Annotated in this window: 15 protein-coding genes; 6 read left to right on the top strand and 9 right to left on the bottom strand. The window is 73.6% G+C overall.

What is annotated here, in order from left to right:
* The first annotated feature begins 30 nt into the window (after positions 1-30).
* Together CFP66_RS21295 and CFP66_RS21290 are read left to right on the top strand one after the other, a co-directional pair.
* Positions 31-1,254: an NAD(P)/FAD-dependent oxidoreductase gene (locus CFP66_RS21295; RefSeq protein WP_094926895.1), complete on the top strand. Its 1,224-nt coding sequence runs from the start codon at positions 31-33 to the stop codon at positions 1,252-1,254.
* 62 nt (positions 1,255-1,316) lie between these two features.
* Entirely contained in the window at positions 1,317-2,096 is a 780-nt protein-coding gene (locus CFP66_RS21290; protein WP_198961580.1) for a phosphotransferase, read from the top strand.
* A 1,244-nt stretch (positions 2,097-3,340) separates the two neighbouring features.
* On the opposite strand, the gene CFP66_RS21285 is transcribed toward CFP66_RS21290, so the two are convergent.
* The 8 genes from CFP66_RS21285 to CFP66_RS21250 are packed head-to-tail and all read right to left on the bottom strand — an operon-like array spanning position 3,341 to position 12,116.
* On the bottom strand, positions 3,341-4,405 hold the full coding sequence (locus CFP66_RS21285; RefSeq protein WP_094926894.1) for an NAD(P)-dependent oxidoreductase: 1,065 nt from the start codon (positions 4,403-4,405) through the stop codon (positions 3,341-3,343).
* 49 nt (positions 4,406-4,454) lie between these two features.
* Positions 4,455-5,543 carry an ABC transporter ATP-binding protein gene (locus CFP66_RS21280; protein WP_094926893.1) on the bottom strand — a complete coding sequence of 363 codons (1,089 nt, stop codon included), beginning with the start codon at positions 5,541-5,543 and terminating at the stop codon, positions 4,455-4,457.
* A complete protein-coding gene (locus CFP66_RS21275) occupies positions 5,540-6,655 on the bottom strand; it encodes an ABC transporter ATP-binding protein (protein WP_094926892.1) in 1,116 nt (371 codons plus the stop codon). The genes CFP66_RS21280 and CFP66_RS21275 overlap by 4 nt, the downstream gene beginning before the upstream one ends.
* Positions 6,655-7,524 carry a carbohydrate ABC transporter permease gene (locus tag CFP66_RS21270; RefSeq protein WP_094926891.1) on the bottom strand — a complete coding sequence of 290 codons (870 nt, stop codon included), beginning with the start codon at positions 7,522-7,524 and terminating at the stop codon, positions 6,655-6,657. Before CFP66_RS21270 ends, CFP66_RS21275 begins: the two co-directional genes overlap by 1 nt.
* On the bottom strand, positions 7,524-8,462 hold the full coding sequence (locus tag CFP66_RS21265) for a carbohydrate ABC transporter permease (protein ID WP_094926890.1): 939 nt from the start codon (positions 8,460-8,462) through the stop codon (positions 7,524-7,526). The genes CFP66_RS21270 and CFP66_RS21265 overlap by 1 nt, the downstream gene beginning before the upstream one ends.
* 15 nt (positions 8,463-8,477) lie before the next feature.
* Positions 8,478-9,911, bottom strand: coding sequence for an extracellular solute-binding protein (locus CFP66_RS21260; RefSeq protein ID WP_094926889.1), 1,434 nt, complete (start codon positions 9,909-9,911; stop codon positions 8,478-8,480).
* Entirely contained in the window at positions 9,908-10,576 is a 669-nt protein-coding gene (locus CFP66_RS21255) for a histidine phosphatase family protein (RefSeq protein ID WP_094926888.1), read from the bottom strand. Before CFP66_RS21255 ends, CFP66_RS21260 begins: the two co-directional genes overlap by 4 nt.
* Positions 10,569-12,116: an FGGY-family carbohydrate kinase gene (locus CFP66_RS21250; protein ID WP_233159595.1), complete on the bottom strand. Its 1,548-nt coding sequence runs from the start codon at positions 12,114-12,116 to the stop codon at positions 10,569-10,571. The genes CFP66_RS21255 and CFP66_RS21250 overlap by 8 nt, the downstream gene beginning before the upstream one ends.
* A 244-nt stretch (positions 12,117-12,360) precedes the next feature.
* Between CFP66_RS21250 and CFP66_RS21245 the strand changes: the two genes are divergently transcribed.
* The 4 genes from CFP66_RS21245 to CFP66_RS21230 are packed head-to-tail and all read left to right on the top strand — an operon-like array spanning position 12,361 to position 16,962.
* Complete coding sequence (locus CFP66_RS21245) at positions 12,361-13,164, top strand: DeoR/GlpR family DNA-binding transcription regulator (RefSeq protein WP_233159593.1); 804 nt, start codon at positions 12,361-12,363, stop codon at positions 13,162-13,164.
* A 29-nt stretch (positions 13,165-13,193) separates the two neighbouring features.
* Positions 13,194-13,841 (top strand): class II aldolase/adducin family protein, encoded by a 648-nt coding sequence (locus CFP66_RS21240; protein WP_094926887.1) that lies wholly within the window; start codon positions 13,194-13,196, stop codon positions 13,839-13,841.
* The gene (locus tag CFP66_RS21235) at positions 13,838-15,310 is read left to right on the top strand and encodes an FGGY-family carbohydrate kinase (protein ID WP_094926886.1); all 1,473 of its coding nucleotides are present in this window, start codon (positions 13,838-13,840) and stop codon (positions 15,308-15,310) included. The genes CFP66_RS21240 and CFP66_RS21235 overlap by 4 nt, the downstream gene beginning before the upstream one ends.
* Complete coding sequence (locus tag CFP66_RS21230; protein ID WP_094926885.1) at positions 15,307-16,962, top strand: glycerol-3-phosphate dehydrogenase/oxidase; 1,656 nt, start codon at positions 15,307-15,309, stop codon at positions 16,960-16,962. The genes CFP66_RS21235 and CFP66_RS21230 overlap by 4 nt, the downstream gene beginning before the upstream one ends.
* Here CFP66_RS21230 and CFP66_RS21225 read toward each other — a convergent pair.
* Complete coding sequence (locus CFP66_RS21225; RefSeq protein ID WP_094926884.1) at positions 16,959-17,444, bottom strand: flavin reductase family protein; 486 nt, start codon at positions 17,442-17,444, stop codon at positions 16,959-16,961. The two genes, CFP66_RS21230 and CFP66_RS21225, sit on opposite strands and share 4 nt — an antisense overlap.
* Positions 17,445-17,469: the final 25 nt, after the last annotated feature.

Here is a 17,469-nt window from a genome sequence, read left to right as displayed (position 1 = left end):
AGGACGCGGCGCACGAGGACAGGAGCGGACATGAGCGGATCACCCACCTTCGTCGTCGTCGGAGCGGGGCTGGCCGGCGCCAAGGCCGCCGAGGCGCTGCGCGCCGAGGGCTTCGACGGGCGCGTCGTCCTGTTCGGCGCCGAGCCGCACCGCCCGTACGAGCGGCCACCGCTGTCCAAGGAGTACCTGCAGGGCAGCGCCGAGCGGGAGACCGTGTTCGTGCATCCCGAGGGCTGGTACGCCGACCACGAGGTCGACCTCCGGGTCGACACCGCGGTCACCGGCATCGACCGTGGCGCCCACGAGATCCTGACCCGCACCGGGCACCGGGAGCGCTACGACAAGCTGCTCCTCACCACGGGTGCGACCCCGCGCAGGCTCGCGGTCGCGGGCTCGGACCTCGCCGGCCTGCACTACCTGCGCAGCCTCGACGACAGCGACCGCCTCAGGTCCGCGTTCCGCCCCGGCGCGCGGGTCGTGGTCATCGGGGCCGGCTGGATCGGGCTCGAGACCGCCGCCGCCGCCCGCACCGCGGGCGCCGAGGTCACCGTGCTCGAGCACGCCCGGCTCCCGCTGCTGCCGGTCCTCGGCCCACGGATGGCGGCGGTCTTCGCCGACCTGCACACCGCCCACGGCGTCGACCTGCGATGCGGTGCCACCATCAGCGAGATCCGCGCCTCCGCCGGCGCCTCCGCCGTGCTGCTCGCCGACGGCACCCGGCTGGACGCCGACGTCGTCGTCGTCGGTGTCGGCGTCACCCCGAACGTCGAGCTCGCGCAGTCGTGCGGGCTCAACGTCGACAACGGCGTCCTCGTCGACCGGCACCTGAGCACCTCCGACGCCGACATCCTCGCCGCGGGCGACGTCGCCAACGCCTACCACCCGCTGCTGTGCCGCCAGCTGCGCATCGAGCACTGGGCCACCGCCCTGCACCAGCCGGCCGTGGCCGCCCGCACCATGCTCGGGCGCGACGCCACCTACGACCGGCTGCCCTACTTCTTCACCGACCAGTACGACCTCGGCATGGAGTACACCGGATACGCGCATCCCGACGTCACCGACGAGGTCGTCGTGCGCGGTGACGTCGAGGCCCGCGAGTTCATCGCCTTCTGGCTGTCCGGCGGGCGCGTCCTCGCGGGCATGAACGTCAACACCTGGGACGTCGCCGAGGACATCGGGCGGCTCGTCCGATCGCAGGCCGACGTGGACCCCGCCCGGCTTGCCGACCCGGCTGTCCCGCTGGCGGAACTCTGACGCAGCGCCGGTGATCGCGGAACTCGCGGGTGTCGCGGGGCCGTCGGGAGCAGGATGGCAGCGTGTCGCAGGAGATCCCGCTCGCCGGGGGCAACGTCAGCGAGGGCGTCGTCCGGGTCGGTGACACCGTCCGACGCCCGGCGGGCCCCTGGACCCCCGCCGTGCACGCCCTGCTCACCCACCTGCACGACGTCGGGTTCGACGGGGCACCGCGCCCCCTCGGCCTCGACGAGCGCGGCCGCGAGGTGCTCGAGTTCGTGCCGGGCCGCACGGTCTGGCCCGACCACTTCGACGAGGTCGGCCCCGCAGACCGGTTGGCGCGGGTCACGCGCACGATCCGCCGGTTCCACGACGCCGTCGCCGGGTTCGCCCCGCCACCCGACGCGGCGTGGCGGGTGGTGATCCCTCCCGAGGACGACGGCGGTGACGCGATCATCGCCCACCACGACCTCGCGCCCTGGAACCTCGTCACCGACGGCGACACCTGGACGTTCATCGACTGGGACGTCGCGGGCCCGGGCTCACGGCTGTGGGACCTCGCCTACGCGGTGCGCGCCTTCGTCCCGCTCTCGGCCGACCCTGCCTGGCAGCGCCGCGATGCGGCTGCCCGCGTGCGGCTCGTCGCCGACGCCTACGACCTCGACGAGGCGCAGCGCCGCCGCCTGGCCCCGATGCTCGCCCGCCGCTCCCGCGCCATGTACGGCCTGCTGGCCGACGGGCACGTGACGGGCACGCAGCCGTGGGCACGGCTGTGGGCGCTGGGGCACGGCGAGGTCTGGCGCAGGGACACCGCGTACATCGCCGAGCGCGAGCAGGAGTGGCTCACCGCCCTCCTGTCCTAGCCGCCGGCTCGGAGCCTCACTGCTGTTCGTGCGAGAAGTACGGCTCCGCAATGCTCGGGCCTCCGCCTTGGGGTCGATCCGAGCAGCACCTGAGCGCGGGGGTTGCAACAGTGACGCACGTGTCGACGCGATCAGAGCCGGGTGATCGATCCGAGCGGTACCTGAGCGCGCGTGCTGCAACAGTGACGCACGTGTCGACGCGATCAGAGCCGCGTGATCGATCCGAGCAGTACGTGGGTGCTGTCCCGGCGACGTCAGGTACGTCTCGCAGCGATCACCATCGCGCGTCCGCAGGCCCGATTCGGCACTCCCCCTGCTGATGTCCGATCCCGCCGATCATGAGAGGTGGGCACGCCTCCGACCGACCGATGATCACGGGTGAGGGGTGGATCAGGACCACCGCAAGGTGCGCACGCACCCAGCGGTGACGGGCTCGTCCGGAACAGGCCTGGGCCCGCGCCGGGGACGGCCGCCCACCCGGCCCCGATATTCGGCAGTTGTGCCAACCCGGCCACCCCACCGACGGGCAGGGTCAGGAGAACCCGGCCGACTTCGCCGAAGGCCAGGGCGGGGCGCGAGGCAGTGGTCGCGAGCCGGGGACGGCCCGCCCACAGGCGATTCCATGACCACATAGACGTGAGGGGGGTTGGATCTTCCCTCAAGCCCTCTCCCGTCTATCTGATCATGAGACGGGCGCGTTCAGCGGAACGCGACGACCATGATCAGCAGAAGTGGTGTGAAGGCGACAGATCTGACGCCCTCACACCACTCCTGGCGATCATGACAGCCAGCCCGCTTGCGAGGCGTACGTGAGCGCGGTCGCGAGGCCCTGGCGTACGACTCACACTGATCACCACCGCCTGATCGACGCGGGCGGGCGGGCACCAGCGACGAAGGCGTCGCCGCCCGCGACACTCCCGCATCCAGAGCGCGACTCGCGGGTCTGTGCACGCGACTCGCGGGTCTGCGTGCGCGACTCGCGGGTCTGCGTGCGCGACTCGCGGGTCCTGTGTGCGCGACTCGCGGACGGGGCCGGCGCCCGGCCTCCGCGAGTCGGGGTCTGCGGGTGCGGGTGTCGCGCTGCGCGGACCCGCTGCCATCGCCGTCGGCCGGACGGCCGACACCAGGGGCCGGGCGCGATGTCGCCGCGACGTCCCGCCCGCGACAGCAGGGGGGTGGACGTGACCGGCGAGTGTGCTGCCGGTCTGCGCGGTGGTCGTGCCGCTCGCCGCCTCCCCACGCTGTCAGGAGCTGGACCAAGGCTCCACGGTGCGGGTCCCGGTCACCTCGGGGTTCGCGCAGTTCCCCGGCGTGCCGCCGGACAGCACCGTCGCCACCTCCGCCGCGATCCGGGCCGCCGACTCCTCCGCCACCTGCCGGGACGCGCCCGCCAGGTGCGGGGTGGCGAAGACGTTCGGGCGGCGCAGCAGGGGGTCGTCCGGGGCGGGGGGCTCGGGGTCGAACACGTCCAGCACCGCCGCCCGCAGCTTCCCCGACTCCAGCGCGGCGTCGACCGCGCGGGTGTCCACCAGCTCCCCGCGGGCGGTGTTCACGAGCACCGCGCCGGGGCGCATCGCGTCGAGGGCGCCCGCGTCGATCATCTGCTTCGTCTCCGGCGTGAGCCGGGCGTGCACGCTGACGACGTCGGACCCGCTCAGCAGCTCGGGCAGCGCCACCAGCCGGACGCCCACGCGCTGCGCGGCCTCCGCGGACGCGTACGGGTCGTGCGCGAGCACGGTCGAGCCGAAGGCGCGCAGCAGCTCCGCCACCCGCAGCCCCACCGCGCCCAGCCCGACGAGCCCGACGGTGGCGGCCCGCAGCTCCAGCCCGGTGCGCTCGTAGCGGAAGCCCGCGGCGTCCCACTGCCCGGCTGCGAGCTCGCTCGCCGCGGCCGGCAGCCCGCGCATCGCGCAGATCATCGTGCCGATGCAGAACTCGGCCACCGCGCCCAGGTTGCGCCCGGGCAGGTGCACGACGAGCGCCCCCGCCGCGGTCGCCGCGGCGACGTCCACGTTCACCGGGCCGCCGCGGGTCACCCCCACCACCCGCAGGCTGCCGCGCCCGGCGGCCAGCACCTCGGCGGTCAGCGGGGCGAGGTGGGTGACCAGCGCATCCGCACCCCGCACCAGCTCGGCGAGTCGTGCGGGGTCGCCCGCCGCCTCGCGCACCCCGTCGAACGCCGCGAACGGCTCGGTCGGCCACCGCGAGTCGATCCTGCGGAACTCCGCATCGACTCCGGCCTCCGCGAGGGCGCGGGCGAGCAGGTCGGCCGAGATGAACTCGTCCCCCGCGCACACGATCGCACTCATCGCACGGCCTCGCGGGCGCTGTGTCGATGATTCGCTCGCTGCCACTCGCTCATCGCAGCCGCTCCCCGCTCGTCGGGTCGAACACGTGCACGCGCTCCGGTGGCGCGCCGATCCTGACCCGCTCTCCCGCCCGGAGCGGGTGGCCCGGCTCCACCTGCGCGACGAGCCGTGTGTCCACCCCGCGCAGCTCCACCGTGGCCAGCCCGAACTCGAGCAGGTCCTCGAACACCAGCACCGTCCCTTCCAACCCCGGCCCCTCGTCGACCGGGTGGCAGTCCTGCGGCCGCAACCCCACCAGCACGTCGCGGCCGTCGGCCACAGCGGCCGCCGTCCGCAACCCGCCTGCGCCGCCGATGCGGACACCGTCCCCCGTGCCGGTGCCGGGCAACAAGGTGATCGACGGCTCCCCCACGAAGTCGGCGACGAACCGGTCGGCGGGCGCGTCGAAGACCTCGTCCGGCGTGCCGAACTGCGTGATCACCCCGGCGTTCATCACGGCCATCCGGTCGGCGAGGCTGAGCGCCTCCAGCTGGTCGTGGGTGACGACGATCGTGGTGTAGCCGAACTCGCGCTGCAGCACCTTCAGCTCCCGGCGCACCCGCTGGCGCTGCCCGGCGTCGAGGTGCGACAGGGGCTCGTCGAGCAGGAGCACCGGGGGGTTGCGCACCAGCGCGCGGGCCAGCGCGACGCGCTGCTTCTGCCCGCTCGACAGGTTCGCCGGGCGCAGGTCGAGCAGGTCGGTCATCTCCAGCCGCTCGGCGATCGCGTCCACCCGGGCCGTCGCGTCCTTCGCGCGGCGCGCCTTGAGCCCGTACGCGAGGTTCTCCCGCACGGTCAGCGGCGGGTAGAGCGCGTAGCTCTCGAACCCGACGCCGACGTTGCGCTTCCCCGGCGGCAGGTCACCGACCGACCGGTCGCCGATCAGGATCTTCCCGGCGGTGACGGTCTCCAGCCCGGCGATCATCCGCAGGGTCGTGGTCTTCCCGCACCCGGACGGCCCGAGCAGGGCCACCAGCTCGCCCGGTTCGATGTCCAGGTCGATGCCCTTGACGGCCTCGAACGGTTCCCGTCCCCGGGCGGTGTAGGTCTTGTGCAGCGACTCCAGCCGCAGGCTCTGCGCAGTGGTGGCGGTGGTCATCGGGCCCCTCCTGTGAGCGCGCCCTCCGGCCGGTGGGCCGCGCCGAGCCGCGCGCCGGGGTCGTCGGCGCCGAAGACGTGGACCCTCCCCCAGTCGACGGCGAGGGTGATCTCGTCGCCCTCGTGGACGCGGTGGTCGGCGGTGACCGCGATGACCGGCACCCCGGCCACGTCCACGGACAGCTCGACCGACCGGCCGAGCCGCTCGGAGAGCACGACCCGGCCGCGCAGCACCAGCCGGTCGGCGGGAGGCGGGCCCTCCACGACCTCGAGGTCCCGCGGCCGGATCCCGACCCTGACCCGGCCGCCCCCGGCCGCGGGCGTCCCGACGGTGAAGCCCTTCCCGACGCGCGCCACGCCGCCGTCCACCTCGGCGTCCAGCAGGTTCATCTCCGGCTGGCCCAGCGCGCGGGCGACGAAGGTGTCCACCGGCTCCGCCCAGACCTGCGCAGGCGTGCCGACCTGCACCAGCCGGCCCTCCCGCAGCACCCCGATGCGGTCGCCGAGGGCGAGCGCCTCCTGGTAGTCGTGCGTGACGTAGAGCGTCGTGGTGCCCGACAGCTCGCCGAGCTGCTTCAGCTCGGCCCGCATGGCCGCGCGCAGCTTGGCGTCCAGGTGCGAGAGCGGCTCGTCGAGCAGGTAGACCTCGGCGGGCCGCACCAGCACCCGGCCGAGCGCGGTGCGCTGGCGCTGGCCGTTGGACAGCTCGCGGGGGAAGCGGGCCAGCAGGTGGTCGATGCCGAGGGTGGTGGTGACCGCCTTGATCCGCTCGGCCGCCTCGGCGGGGGTCCAGGTGCCGTTGCGGCCCGAGCGCAGCGGCGAGGCGAGGTTCTGCTCCACCGTCTTCTGCGGGTAGAGCGCGTAGCTCTCGAACGCCATCGCGACGCCGCGTTCGTAGGGCTCGACGCCGGTCATGTCGCGCCCGGCGATGCGGATCTCACCCCGCGCACCGTCGACGAGCCCGGCCACGCTCTTCAGCGTGGTCGTCTTGCCGGCCCCCGACGGCCCGAGGACGACGAAGAACTCCGCGTCGGCGAGCTCCAGATCGATGCCGTGCAGCGCGACGGTCCTGCCGTAGCGGGCGGTCAGCCCCTGGATCGAGAGGGAGCCCACTACGCCTTCACCGCCCCGAAGGAGAGCCCGCGCACCAGGTAGCGCTGGATCGACAGCGCCACCAGCAGCGGCGGCAGCGCGGCGATCAGCGCGGCCGCGGCCGTGAGGTTGTAGTAGGCCTGCCCCCCGCCGCCGAGGAACCGGGTGACGGCCACCGTCACCGGCGTGTGCTGGCTACCGGTGAGGATCAGCGGGAACACGTAGTTGTTCCAGGCGAAGATGAACGCCAGCAGCGCCGCGGCCGCGATCCCGGGGCGCACCAGCGGCAGCGCCACCATGACGAACGCGCGGCGGCGGGTGTAGCCGTCGAGCAGCGCAGCCTGCTCCAGCTCGGCGGGCATGTCCTGGAAGTAGGAGCGCAGGATCCAGACGATCAGCGGCATCGTCACCAGCTGCAGCACCCAGATCATGCCGACGTTCGTGTCGAACAGCCCGAGCTGGTTGTAGATCACGAACAGCGGGACGATCACCATCAGCTCCGGCGCGAACCGGAACGACAGGATCGTGAACATCACGTCGTTGCTGCCGCGGTACTGCCAGCGCCCGGCGGCGTACGCGGCCGGGAGACCGATCACCAGCGACACCACCACCGCGCCGACGCACTGGAGCACGCTGGTGAGGATGGCCTGCGTGAAGTCGACGCTCGTCAGCCGCGTGCCTTCGTCCGACAGCACGGTGGCGAAGTTCTCCAGCGTCGGGGTGAACGCGAAGTACGTGCTGATCTGCTCGGCGTCGGTCTTCAGCGCCAGCAGCACCATCCAGACCAGCGGGAACAGCGAGAAGACGAACCACACCAGCAGCGCGGCGTCGGCACCGACCGAGGCCGGCGAGAACCGCCGCTCCCCCGGCCCCAGCTCCCTCGAAGCCACTACTCCTCCGATCCGGCGGCGCGGCGCTGGGCCTTGCCCAGCACGCTCACCAGGTAGCGGGCGGTCAGGAAGACGATCACCCAGAGCAGGAACATGTACGTGCTGCCCTGGCTGTAGTTCAGGTTGACGATCGAGTTCTGGTACGCGCCGATCTGCAGCGTGCGCGTGGCGTCGCCCGGACCACCCGCGGTGAGCACGTACACGTGGTCGAAGATCTTCAACGAGTCCATGAACCGGAAGATCACCGCGACGAGGATGTAGGGCCACATCATCGGCAGCATCAGCCGGCGGAACATGTAGAACCAGCCGGCCCCGTCCACCGCGGAGGCCTCGAACGGCTCCTTGGGCAGCGACCGGATCCCGGCCAGCACCAGGATCGCCACGAACGGCGTGAAGATCCAGATGTCGACGAGGACGACGGACCAGATCGCGGTGCTCTCCCCGAGCCAGTCGAACGTCGAGCCGAGGCCCAGGACGTGGTTCAACACCCCGAACTGGGGGTTGAACATCAGCCCCCAGATCACGCCCGCGATCACCGGCGCGATCATCAGCGGCAGGATCAGCACCCGCTCGAAGATCCGCCCGATCAGGCTGGAGCGGTTGAGCAGCAGCGCGATCGCGATGCCCAGCACCGTCTCGACCACGGTGGCAGCCACGGCGTAGAGCAGCGTGACGCGCACGCTCGTCCAGAACGTCGGATCGGAGAGGATCTCGGTGAAGTTCTCGAACCCGACGAACGACGGGCGCGGCACCACGGCGGCGTAGTTGAGGAACGCGTAGTAGGCGCCGAGCACGAACGGGTAGAGGATCCCGACGATGATCAGTACGGCGGGGATCGACAGCAGGTAGGGCCGCAGCCCCCGTCGCCACGCCGGGACCGCGCGCGGCGCGCGACCGGCGTCCGTTCCCTTCGTCGGGGGTGCGGCGGTGGTGGTCACGGTCGCCCTCGCCGGTCAGCTCGCACGGTTCACCGCCGCGGTGTTCGCCTCCGCCAGGGCGTCCAGCCTCGTTTGCGCGTCCTGGCCCGCGTAGATGTCCTGCAGGGCCACCGCCCACTCCTCGGTGGTCTCGAAGAACTGGGTCTGCGGGGTGAACTTGATGTCGGTGGAGTCGATGACGCGCTCGAACGTCTCCTGGTAGCCGGGGAACTCGCCGAGCGTGCCCTTGAAGGTGCCTTCGAACACGGACTCGCGGGTGGGGTCGGCGAAGCCGAGCTGGCCGGTCTGGACGGCCTTGGCCTGCGCCTCCTTGCCGGTGGCCCACTGGATGAACAGCCACGCCGCGAGCTTCTTCTGCGACGCGGAGTTCATCGCCAGCGACCACGTCCACAGGTTCGTGTCGTAGTTGCCGTCCGCGCCGGCGGGCCCGGGGTGCCAGGCCAGGTTCCCGGCCTGCGCGCTGTTGCCCGAGATGTTCTGCGGGTAGGTCGCGGAGTCGGCGTCGTAGACCATCATCGCCGTGCCGGCGCCGAGGTCGGCCGTGCAGTCCGGGTAGTCGTAGGTGGTCCAGGACGTCGGGCCGGCCGCGCGGGCGAGCTCGACCCATTTGCGCGTGAAGTCGACGGCCTGCGGGGAGTTCATCGTGGCCGTGAGCTGGTCGCCCTGCAGTTCGTAGTCCTTGCAGCCCTCGCGGGTGAACTGCGTCATGAAGCCCGGGTGGATGGTGGCCCAGGAACGCGAGCCGCGGAACGCGATGCCGTAGGTGTTGTTCGCCCGGTCGGTGAGATCGGTCGAGAGCTGGATGAGCTCGTCGAAGGTCTCCGCGGGCCGGATGCCGCGCCGGTCGAACTCGGTCTTGTTGTAGCAGATGACGTTGGTCTCGAAGCCCCACGGGATGGCCCACTGCCCGCCGGTGCCCAGCGGGCTGCCCACCTGGAAGTCCCACGACGTGGAGCGGCGCAGTCCCTCGTAGATGTCCTCGAAGTCGTACTCCGGGTTCGTGGCCGAGGTGTTGGCCAGCCACGGCTTCAGGTCCTCCATCCACCCGGGCGGCCCGTAGGTCCAGATGAAGTAGGCGCCGGTCATGAACGCGTCGTAGTTGCCGGCGCCGCTGGCGAGCTCCGTGTTGAGGCGGGTGAAGTAGTCGGCCTCGGCCACCAGGTCGGCGCGCACGGTGATGCCGGTGAGCTCGGTGAACTCGGCCAGCAGCGGCTGGAACGCCACCTGGTAGGGGTGCGGGGTCTGCAGCACCGAGATCTCGGTGCCCTCGGCCTTGCGCCAGTCGAACCCGCCGGTGACCTCGGCGGCGCCGTTCTCGGCAACGGGGCCTCCGCCCGTGCCGATCCCGCACGCGGACAGGAGGGACGTGGCACCGACGGCGGCGCCACCGGCGCCGAGCATGCGCAACACGTCACGTCGGGTGGGGTTCCAGAGCTCGCGGCGGGTCATGCGGTCCTCCCTGCGGTCGGATCCGGCGCGTCGGCGGTGACGGCCGGTGAGGTGGGGACGTTGAGGGCCAGCAGCGCGGGCGGCCGGCCGGGGTCCGCGGGCACCCGCAGCCGGGTGGCGGCGGCGTTCTCCAGGCGGGGCAGCACGTCGCGGTAACGGCCGAGCGGGATGCCCAGCCACGCGCAGAGCGCCAGGCGCAGCAGGTTGTTGTGCGCGATCACCAGCACGGACCGGCCGCGGTGGCGCTCGGCGACGGCACGCAGTGCGTCCACGGCCCGCGCGGCAGCAGCGGCCGGCTGCTCGGCGCCGGGCCACGGGTGGGCCGCCGGATCCGCGACGAACGCCGCCGCGATCTCGGGGTGACTTTCCCGCAGCTCGGCGAGGGTGCGCCCCTCGGCGATGCCGAAGCCGGTCTCGCGCAGGCCGGGCACGACCTCCGGTTCCAATCCCAACGCCGCGGCCACCGGTTTGGCGGTGGTGCGGGCTCGCGACACCGGGGAGCAGACGAGCACGTCGAAGCCCTGGTGGCACGCCCACTCCGCGAGAGCGGCGGCCTGGGCGTGGCCGGTGTCGTCGAGCGGGACGTCGCTGACGCCCGCGTAGCGGTTCTCGGCGTGCCAGATCGTGCGCCCGTGGCGGACGAGCGTCAGCAAGGTGTCACTCACGAGGCGCCCCGCCCTCGCCCGAGGAGTTCAGGAAAGCCACATTCCTGCCCTGCACGTTCATGAAAGTGGCTTTCCTGAACTTGTCGGGAGCCTTTTCGAGCCATCCTCGCTCGCCCAGAGCGCTGACCAGGCGCCCGTAGCCCTCTGTCAGCTCGTCCGCTCGGGTCGGGTCCGGGTCGAACCGGCGGCGGATGCGCACCATCGCCCGCGCCGTCTCCGCGAGCCGCCCGGGCGGGGCCGCGGCGAGCACGGCCGACCCGAGGGCCGAACCGGACTCCTCGGGCACCTCGACCGGCCGTTGCAGCACGTCGGCCCGCAGCTGGGTCCACCAGTCGTTGCGGGTGGCCCCGCCGGTGGCGACCACCGGACCCGAGACGTCGGCGTCCAGGCCCGCGAGCACGTCGAACGCCAGCCGCTCGACGTAGGCGACGCCGTGGGCGACCCGCTGCAGCCGGTCCGCCGCGTCACCGTCCGCGGGGCCACCGAGGTCGAAGCCCTCGGCGTCGTCGGCGACGAACGGGAACCGCTCCCCGCGTCCGGCGAGGGGGTAGGTCGCGCCCGCGGGAACCCCGCGCTCCCGCGCGCGCGACGTCAAGGCGGCCAGGTCCGCGCCGGGCAGGTCGGTGGCGAGGACGCCTGCCCCCGTGCTCGATGCCCCGCCGGGCAGCCACCCGCCGTCGGGGTTGCGGTGGCAGTACACGGCGCCGGTCGGGTCGTGCAGCAGTTCGGGCGTGGAGCCCTTGAGCACTAGCGTCGTGCCCAGCGCCGAGCACCACTGCCCCGGCGCCAGCGCGGCCGTGGCCACCTGCGCGGCACATCCGTCGGTCATCCCGGCGACGATCGGCGTGCCCGCGGGGATGCCCGACTCCTGCGCGGCGGACGGCGACACCACCGCCACGCGCGTACCGGGGGCCACCACCGGGGGCAGCACCGCGGGATCCACCCCGAGCCGCTCCAGCACGGCGTCGGGCCACACGTCGCCCAGCAGGTCGTACCCGGTCTTGAGCGCGTGGCTCCAGTCGGTGGGCACGGGATGGCCGGCGAGCCGTGCACCGACGTGGTCGGCCTGGTGGGCGAGGCGGTGCCCGGCCGGCACGGCATCCCGGGCGGACAGCCACACGACCTTCGGCAGCGCCCAGCTCGCCTGCATCCGGTACCCCAGCGCGTCCCAGAGCGCGGCGCCCGCGTCCTGCGCGAGCGCCGCCTCCGCCGCGGCGCGCCGGTCGTCGTACATGAGGGCGGGCCCGGCGGCGCGGCCCTGCGCGTCCTGCACGACGAGCGTGCCGGACGTCGCGTCGATGCTCACGCCGCCGACGGGGCGCCCACCACGGCCGGCGAGCGCTGCGCGGGTGGCGGCGCAGGTGGCGCTCCACCACTCCGCCGGGTCCTGCTCGTGCCGCTCGCCCTCGCGCACGTCGCGCTGCAGGGGAGCCGAGCCGGTGCCGACCACGTCGCCCGAGCCGTCCACGAGCACGGCACGCACGCCCTGCGTGCCGAGGTCGACCCCCAGCCACAGCGGGTCGTCCGCAGATCCGGGCACCGGTGCTCCCTCCTCGGCCGCTGCGCGCAGCATCGACGCTGCTGTGCGCGGCGACACAGTATGGCGACCGACATCTCAGGTCAACACGTTGTTGTCACACCGAGATCCGTGAAGTTGCCCGGGCTCCCGCCGCAGGTGCCCCGGAACTTCACATCGAAAGCAGAGTTGTTCACATCCGAGCTTGACGAATCCCGGCCGGCACGCTGTGATGCCACTCGCAGCAGACCGACGGAGGAGGCGAGCCGTGACGGAGCGGGAGGCGGACGCGACCCCGACGCTCGGGCCCGAGGGCCGCCGGTCCCGGATCGCCGACCGCGTGCTCGGCTCCGGCTCGGCGTCGGCACAGGAGCTCGCGGAGGAGTTCGCCGTCTCGGTGATGACCATCCACCGCGACCTCGACGAGCTGCAGCGCCAGGGCGTGCTGCGCAAGTCCCGCGGGATCGCGACGGCACAGCCCAGCGGCACGTTCGAATCCAACGTCGGGTACCGGGCCAAGGCCAACATCGAGGCCAAGCGGCTCATCGCGCAGCACGCCTGCCGCCACGTCGAGCCCGGGATGTCGGTGCTGCTGGACGACTCCACCACCGCGATGCAGATGCTCCCGCACCTCGCCGCGCTGGCGCCGCTCACGGTGGCCACCAACTACCTCGCCGCGCTGGTCGAGCTGGCCAAGCTGCGCGACGTGCACGTGGTGGCCCTCGGCGGGGGGTACGACGTGCAGCACGACTCGTTCCTCGGCTCCGCCTGCGTGGACGCCGTGCTCGCCATGCGGTTCGACGCCGCGTTCGTCAGCACGTCCGCCGTCGGCGAGGGCTACGCGTTCCACCAGGAAGACAAGATCGTCGCCGTGAAGCGGGCGATGGTGGACGTCGCCGCGCGCAGCCACCTGCTCATCGACCACACCAAGCTCACGCGCAGCGCCCTGCACCGGCTGCTGCCCCTGCACCGGTTCGCCTCGGTCGTCGTCGACCCGGGCGTCCCCGCCCGCGACCTCGCCGCACTGCGGGAGAACGACGTGCTCGTGGAGGTCGCGGGCCGCACCGACTGACCCGAAGCCGCAGATCGGAAGGACCGCCCATGCTCCTGCACGACGAACGCGTCCAGCTGGTGGAGTACTGCCGCCGGATGCAGGCCGACGAGCTCACCGTCGGCACCTCGGGCAACCTCTCGGTCCGCTCGGGGGACCACATCGCGATCACCCCCAGCGGCGCGGCCTACGAGGACCTCACCCCGGAGTCGATCTGCGTGATCGACCTCGACGGCAACCGCGTCGAGGACGGGCTCGACCCGTCCTCCGAGGTGCCGATGCACACGTCGGTCTACCGCAGCACCGACGCGCGCGCGGTGGTGCACACCCACCCGCTCTACGCGAGCACGCTCTCGGCCGTGGTCGACGAGCTCCCGGCGGTGCACTACATGCTGGCGCTGCTCGGCGGCCCGGTCCGGGTGGCGCCCTACGCCACGTTCGGCAGCCCCGAGCTGGCCGACAACAGCATCACGGCGATGGAGGGCCGCTTCGGGGCGATCCTGGCGAACCACGGCGCCACGACCTACGGCGAGACCCTCGCGAAGGCCTACACCCGCAGCATCTACCTCGAGTGGGTGTGCCGGATGTACTACCAGGCCCGGCTGCTCGGGGAGCCGAACATCCTCCCCGCCGACGAGATCGACCGCGTCGCGGAGAAGCTGAACAGCTACGGGCAGACGGTACCGGCCCGGTCATGACGCGCACCTGGCTCGGCATCGACGCCGGGACGTCCGTCGTGAAGGCCGCCCTGTTCGACGACGACGGGCAGGCGCTCGCGGTCGCGGGCCGCCCGCTCGAGCTGCGGCACGGCGCGGGAGGCGCCGTCGAGCAGGACCTCGACGCGGTCGTGGCGGCGGTCGGCGAGGTCACGCGCGAGGTGTGCGCGGGGCAGGTGCCGCACGTCGTGGCGCTCACCGGGCAGGGCGACGGCTGCTGGCTCACCGACGCCGGCGGCGCCCCGGTGCGGCCGGCGCTGTCCTGGCTGGACGGGCGGGCCGGCGCGCTGCTCGGGCGCTGGACCGCCGACGGCGTCACCGAGCGGGTGTTCCGCGCCAACGGCTCCACCCTCTTCCCCGGCGCTCCCGGCCCCCTGCTCGCGTGGCTCGACGCCCACGAGCCGGACGCGCTCGACCGAGCGGTCACGGCCGGCAGCTGCAAGGACGCCGTGTTCACGCGCCTCACCGGCGAGCGCGCCACCGACCCGAGCGACAGCTCGATGCCCTTCGGCGACGGCTCGGGCACCGGGTACAGCGACACCGTGCTCGACGCCATGGGGTTGGCCCACCGCCGCGACCTGCTCGCGCCGATCACCGTGCCGGTGCCGCAGGCGCCGCTGTCCCCGGCGGGCTCCGCGGTGCTCGGGCTCCCGGTGGGCACGCCGGTCAGCTCCGGCCCCTTCGACTTCCCGGCCTGCGCCCGCGGGGGCGGCGTCCGCGAGGTGGGCGACGCGCTGCTGATCGTCGGCACCACGCTGGGCTGCATGGTGCACGTCGACCGGCTCGCCACCGCCGGCGACCCGGCAGGCTTCTCCGTCGCCACCGGCGAGGCGGGCCGGTGGCTGCAGGCGATGCCGGCCATGGTCGGCACCGCCTCGGTGGACTGGATGCTGCGCACGCTCGGCCTCCCGGTCAGCGCGATCGACGCCGCCCTCGCGGCCAGCCCGCCCGGTGCGGGCGGGGTCGAGGTGCTGCCCTACTTCGCGACGTCCGGCGAGCGGGCCCCGTTCGTCGACCCGCAGGCGTGCGGGCAGGTCACCGGGGTGCGGCTGACCACCAGCCGCGACGACCTGCTGCGCGCGGTCTGCGAGGGCCTCGCCTTCGCCGCGAGGCACTGCTTCGATGCGGCAGGTGGCCTGGAGCGGCTCGTCGCCGCGGGCGGGGGCACCCGGTCGCGGCCATGGCTGCAGGTGTTCGCCGACGTGCTCGGCGTGCCCCTCGAACTGGCCCGCACGCCCGAGGTCGGGGCGCGCGGGGCCGTGCTCGCGGCGGCCGCCGCGCGGGGCGAGGCGCTGGACGTCGCGACCTGGACCGCCGCCGAGGACGTCGTCGAGCCGGATCCCTCGGTGCGCGAGCGCTACGCCGAGGGCTACGCGCGCTACCTCGAGCACGTGCGCGCCGCGCAGCCGTTCTGGGCCACCCGGCAGGCGTCGGCGGCGGTGCCGGCGTGACCGTCGCGGACCTCTCCCCCGCGGGCCGGGCGCGGGCGCTCGACGCGGCCCGGGCCGGCCGGTTCGACATCGCGGTGGTCGGCGGGGGCGTCACCGGGGCCGGTGTCGCCCTCGACGCGGCCGCGCGCGGGCTGTCGGTGGTGCTGCTCGAGGCGGGTGACCTCGCCTCCGGCACCTCGTCGCGGTCGGGCAAGACCGTGCACGGCGGGCTGCGCTACCTGGAGCAGCTCAACTTCGGGCTCGTCGCGGAGGCGCTGCACGAGCGCGACCTGATGGTCCGCACGCTCGCGCCACACCTCGTGACGCCCGAGCCGTTCCTGTTCCCGCTCACCCGGCGCTGGGAGCGCCCCTACATCGGTGCGGGCGTGCTGCTCTACGACCTCATGGCGGCCGCGGGGCGCACCGGCGGGCGCGGCGGCGTGCCGCACCACCGGCACCTGAGCAGGCGCGGCGTGCTGCGCGAGGCGCCCGGGCTCGACGGCCGGGTCGTCACCGGTGCGCTGCAGTACTACGACGGCCGCATGGACGACGCCCGCCACACCCTCGCCGTCGCCCGTACGGCCGCCGCGCACGGTGCGCTCGTGCTCAGCCACACACCGGTCGTGGAGGTGCTCCGCGACGGGCCGCGGCTCAGCGGCGTCACGGCGCAGGACGCGATGACGGGCGACCGCTTCGACGTCACCGCATCCGTCGTGGTCAACGCGGCCGGGGTGTGGGCCGCCGACGTCCAGGCGATGGCCGGCTCTGCGACCTTCGCCGTGCGCCCGGCCAAGGGCGTGCACCTGCTGGTGGAGCGGGCCGCGTTCGACTCCCGCACCGGCATCCTCGCCCGCGCCGAGGACTCGGTGATCATCTTGCGCAAGTGGTTCGGGCACTGGCTGCTCGGCACCACCGACACCGCGTGGACCGGCGACCGGCGCGCCCCCACCGTGGCCCGCGAGGACGTCGACTACCTGCTGCGCAACGTCAACCGCTACCTCGCCCGGCCGCTCTCGCGCGCCGACGTGCTGGGCACGTTCGCCGGGCTGCGCCCGCTGCTCGCCCCGGTGACCCGCGACGCGCAGACGACGTCGGCGCTCTCCCGCGACCACGCCGTCATCGAGGAGCCGGCCGGCATGGTCACCGTCGTCGGCGGCAAGTACACGACCTACCGGCGGATGGCCCGCGACGCCGTCGACGCCGCCGGCCGCGTGTTGCGCGCCGACCTGCCCCCGACCCCGACCGCGGAGCTCCCGCTCGTCGGCGCCGCCGGCTGGCGGGCGACCGGGAACCGGGTGGCACGCCTGGCCGCCGAGCACGGCGTCGGCCAGGGGCACGTGCGCCGGATGCTGCACCGCTACGGCGACGAGCTCGCGGACGTCCTCGCGCCCGTCCGCGACGACGTCGCCCTCGGCCGTCCCCTGCCCGGGGCCGACGGCTACCTGCCGGTGGAGTTCCGGCGGGCCGTCACCCACGAGGGCGCGCTCACGCTCGTCGACGTGCTGCACCGGCGCACCCACCTCGCGATCGAGCGCACCGACGCCGGCCTGCCCGCCGCGCCCGCCGTCGCCGCACTGCTCGCCCCGCTGCTCGGATGGGACGCCGACCGGCAGGCGCGGGAGGTGGCGGCGTACCGGGCCGAGGTCGAGCGCGACCGGGCCGGGCTCGACTAGGCCGGGTGCCCCGGGGGCATCGCCTTCACCTGCCCGTAGGCCAACGGCTCCACGGCGCCGGCGACCTCCGCATCGACCGGCTCGAGCAGGTGGCCGACGTGGTCGCCGAGCGCGATGCGCTCGTGCACCCGGCCGACGAACCAGCCCGCGGCGCCGTCGAGGACCGGGACGCCGTGGTGGTCGCGCCAGTCGCAGGCGGCGAACTTGTCGACGTCGTCGCCGGTGCGCCCGCCGAACAGCCGGGCGAGGAAGGCGTCGGCACGGTCGAGGACGTGCACGGCGAGGTGGGTGCTGCGCGCGGCCACGACGAACGTGTGGTTCTCCTGCGAGATGCAGACCAGGTAGCGCGGCGGGTCCATGCTGCACTCGGTGTGGAAGCCGACGAGGCAGCCGCTGCGCTCGCCGCCGGCCCCGGCGGTGACGACGAGGACGGCGTGGTCCAGCCGGTCGACGAGGTCGTGGAAGGCGGGTGGCGCGGGCACCCGACCATCCTCGCCGGGATCGGCG

The organism is Pseudonocardia sp. MH-G8, from assembly GCF_002262885.1.
GTDB lineage: Bacteria > Actinomycetota > Actinomycetes > Mycobacteriales > Pseudonocardiaceae > Pseudonocardia.
Note: the sequence above shows the minus strand (reverse complement) of the source record. Positions and strands in the feature narration are given on the sequence as shown.

Excerpts from the sequence above, each read along its gene's own strand:
- CFP66_RS21295 (WP_094926895.1), top strand. The coding sequence starts at position 31 with ATGAGCGGATCACCCACCTTCGTCGTCGTCGGAGCGGGGCTGGCCGGC.
- CFP66_RS21285 (WP_094926894.1), bottom strand. The coding sequence starts at position 4,405 with ATGAGTGCGATCGTGTGCGCGGGGGACGAGTTCATCTCGGCCGACCTG.
- CFP66_RS21280 (WP_094926893.1), bottom strand. The coding sequence starts at position 5,543 with ATGACCACCGCCACCACTGCGCAGAGCCTGCGGCTGGAGTCGCTGCAC.
- CFP66_RS21260 (WP_094926889.1), bottom strand. The coding sequence starts at position 9,911 with ATGACCCGCCGCGAGCTCTGGAACCCCACCCGACGTGACGTGTTGCGC.
- CFP66_RS21240 (WP_094926887.1), top strand. The coding sequence starts at position 13,194 with ATGCTCCTGCACGACGAACGCGTCCAGCTGGTGGAGTACTGCCGCCGG.
- CFP66_RS21235 (WP_094926886.1), top strand. The coding sequence starts at position 13,838 with ATGACGCGCACCTGGCTCGGCATCGACGCCGGGACGTCCGTCGTGAAG.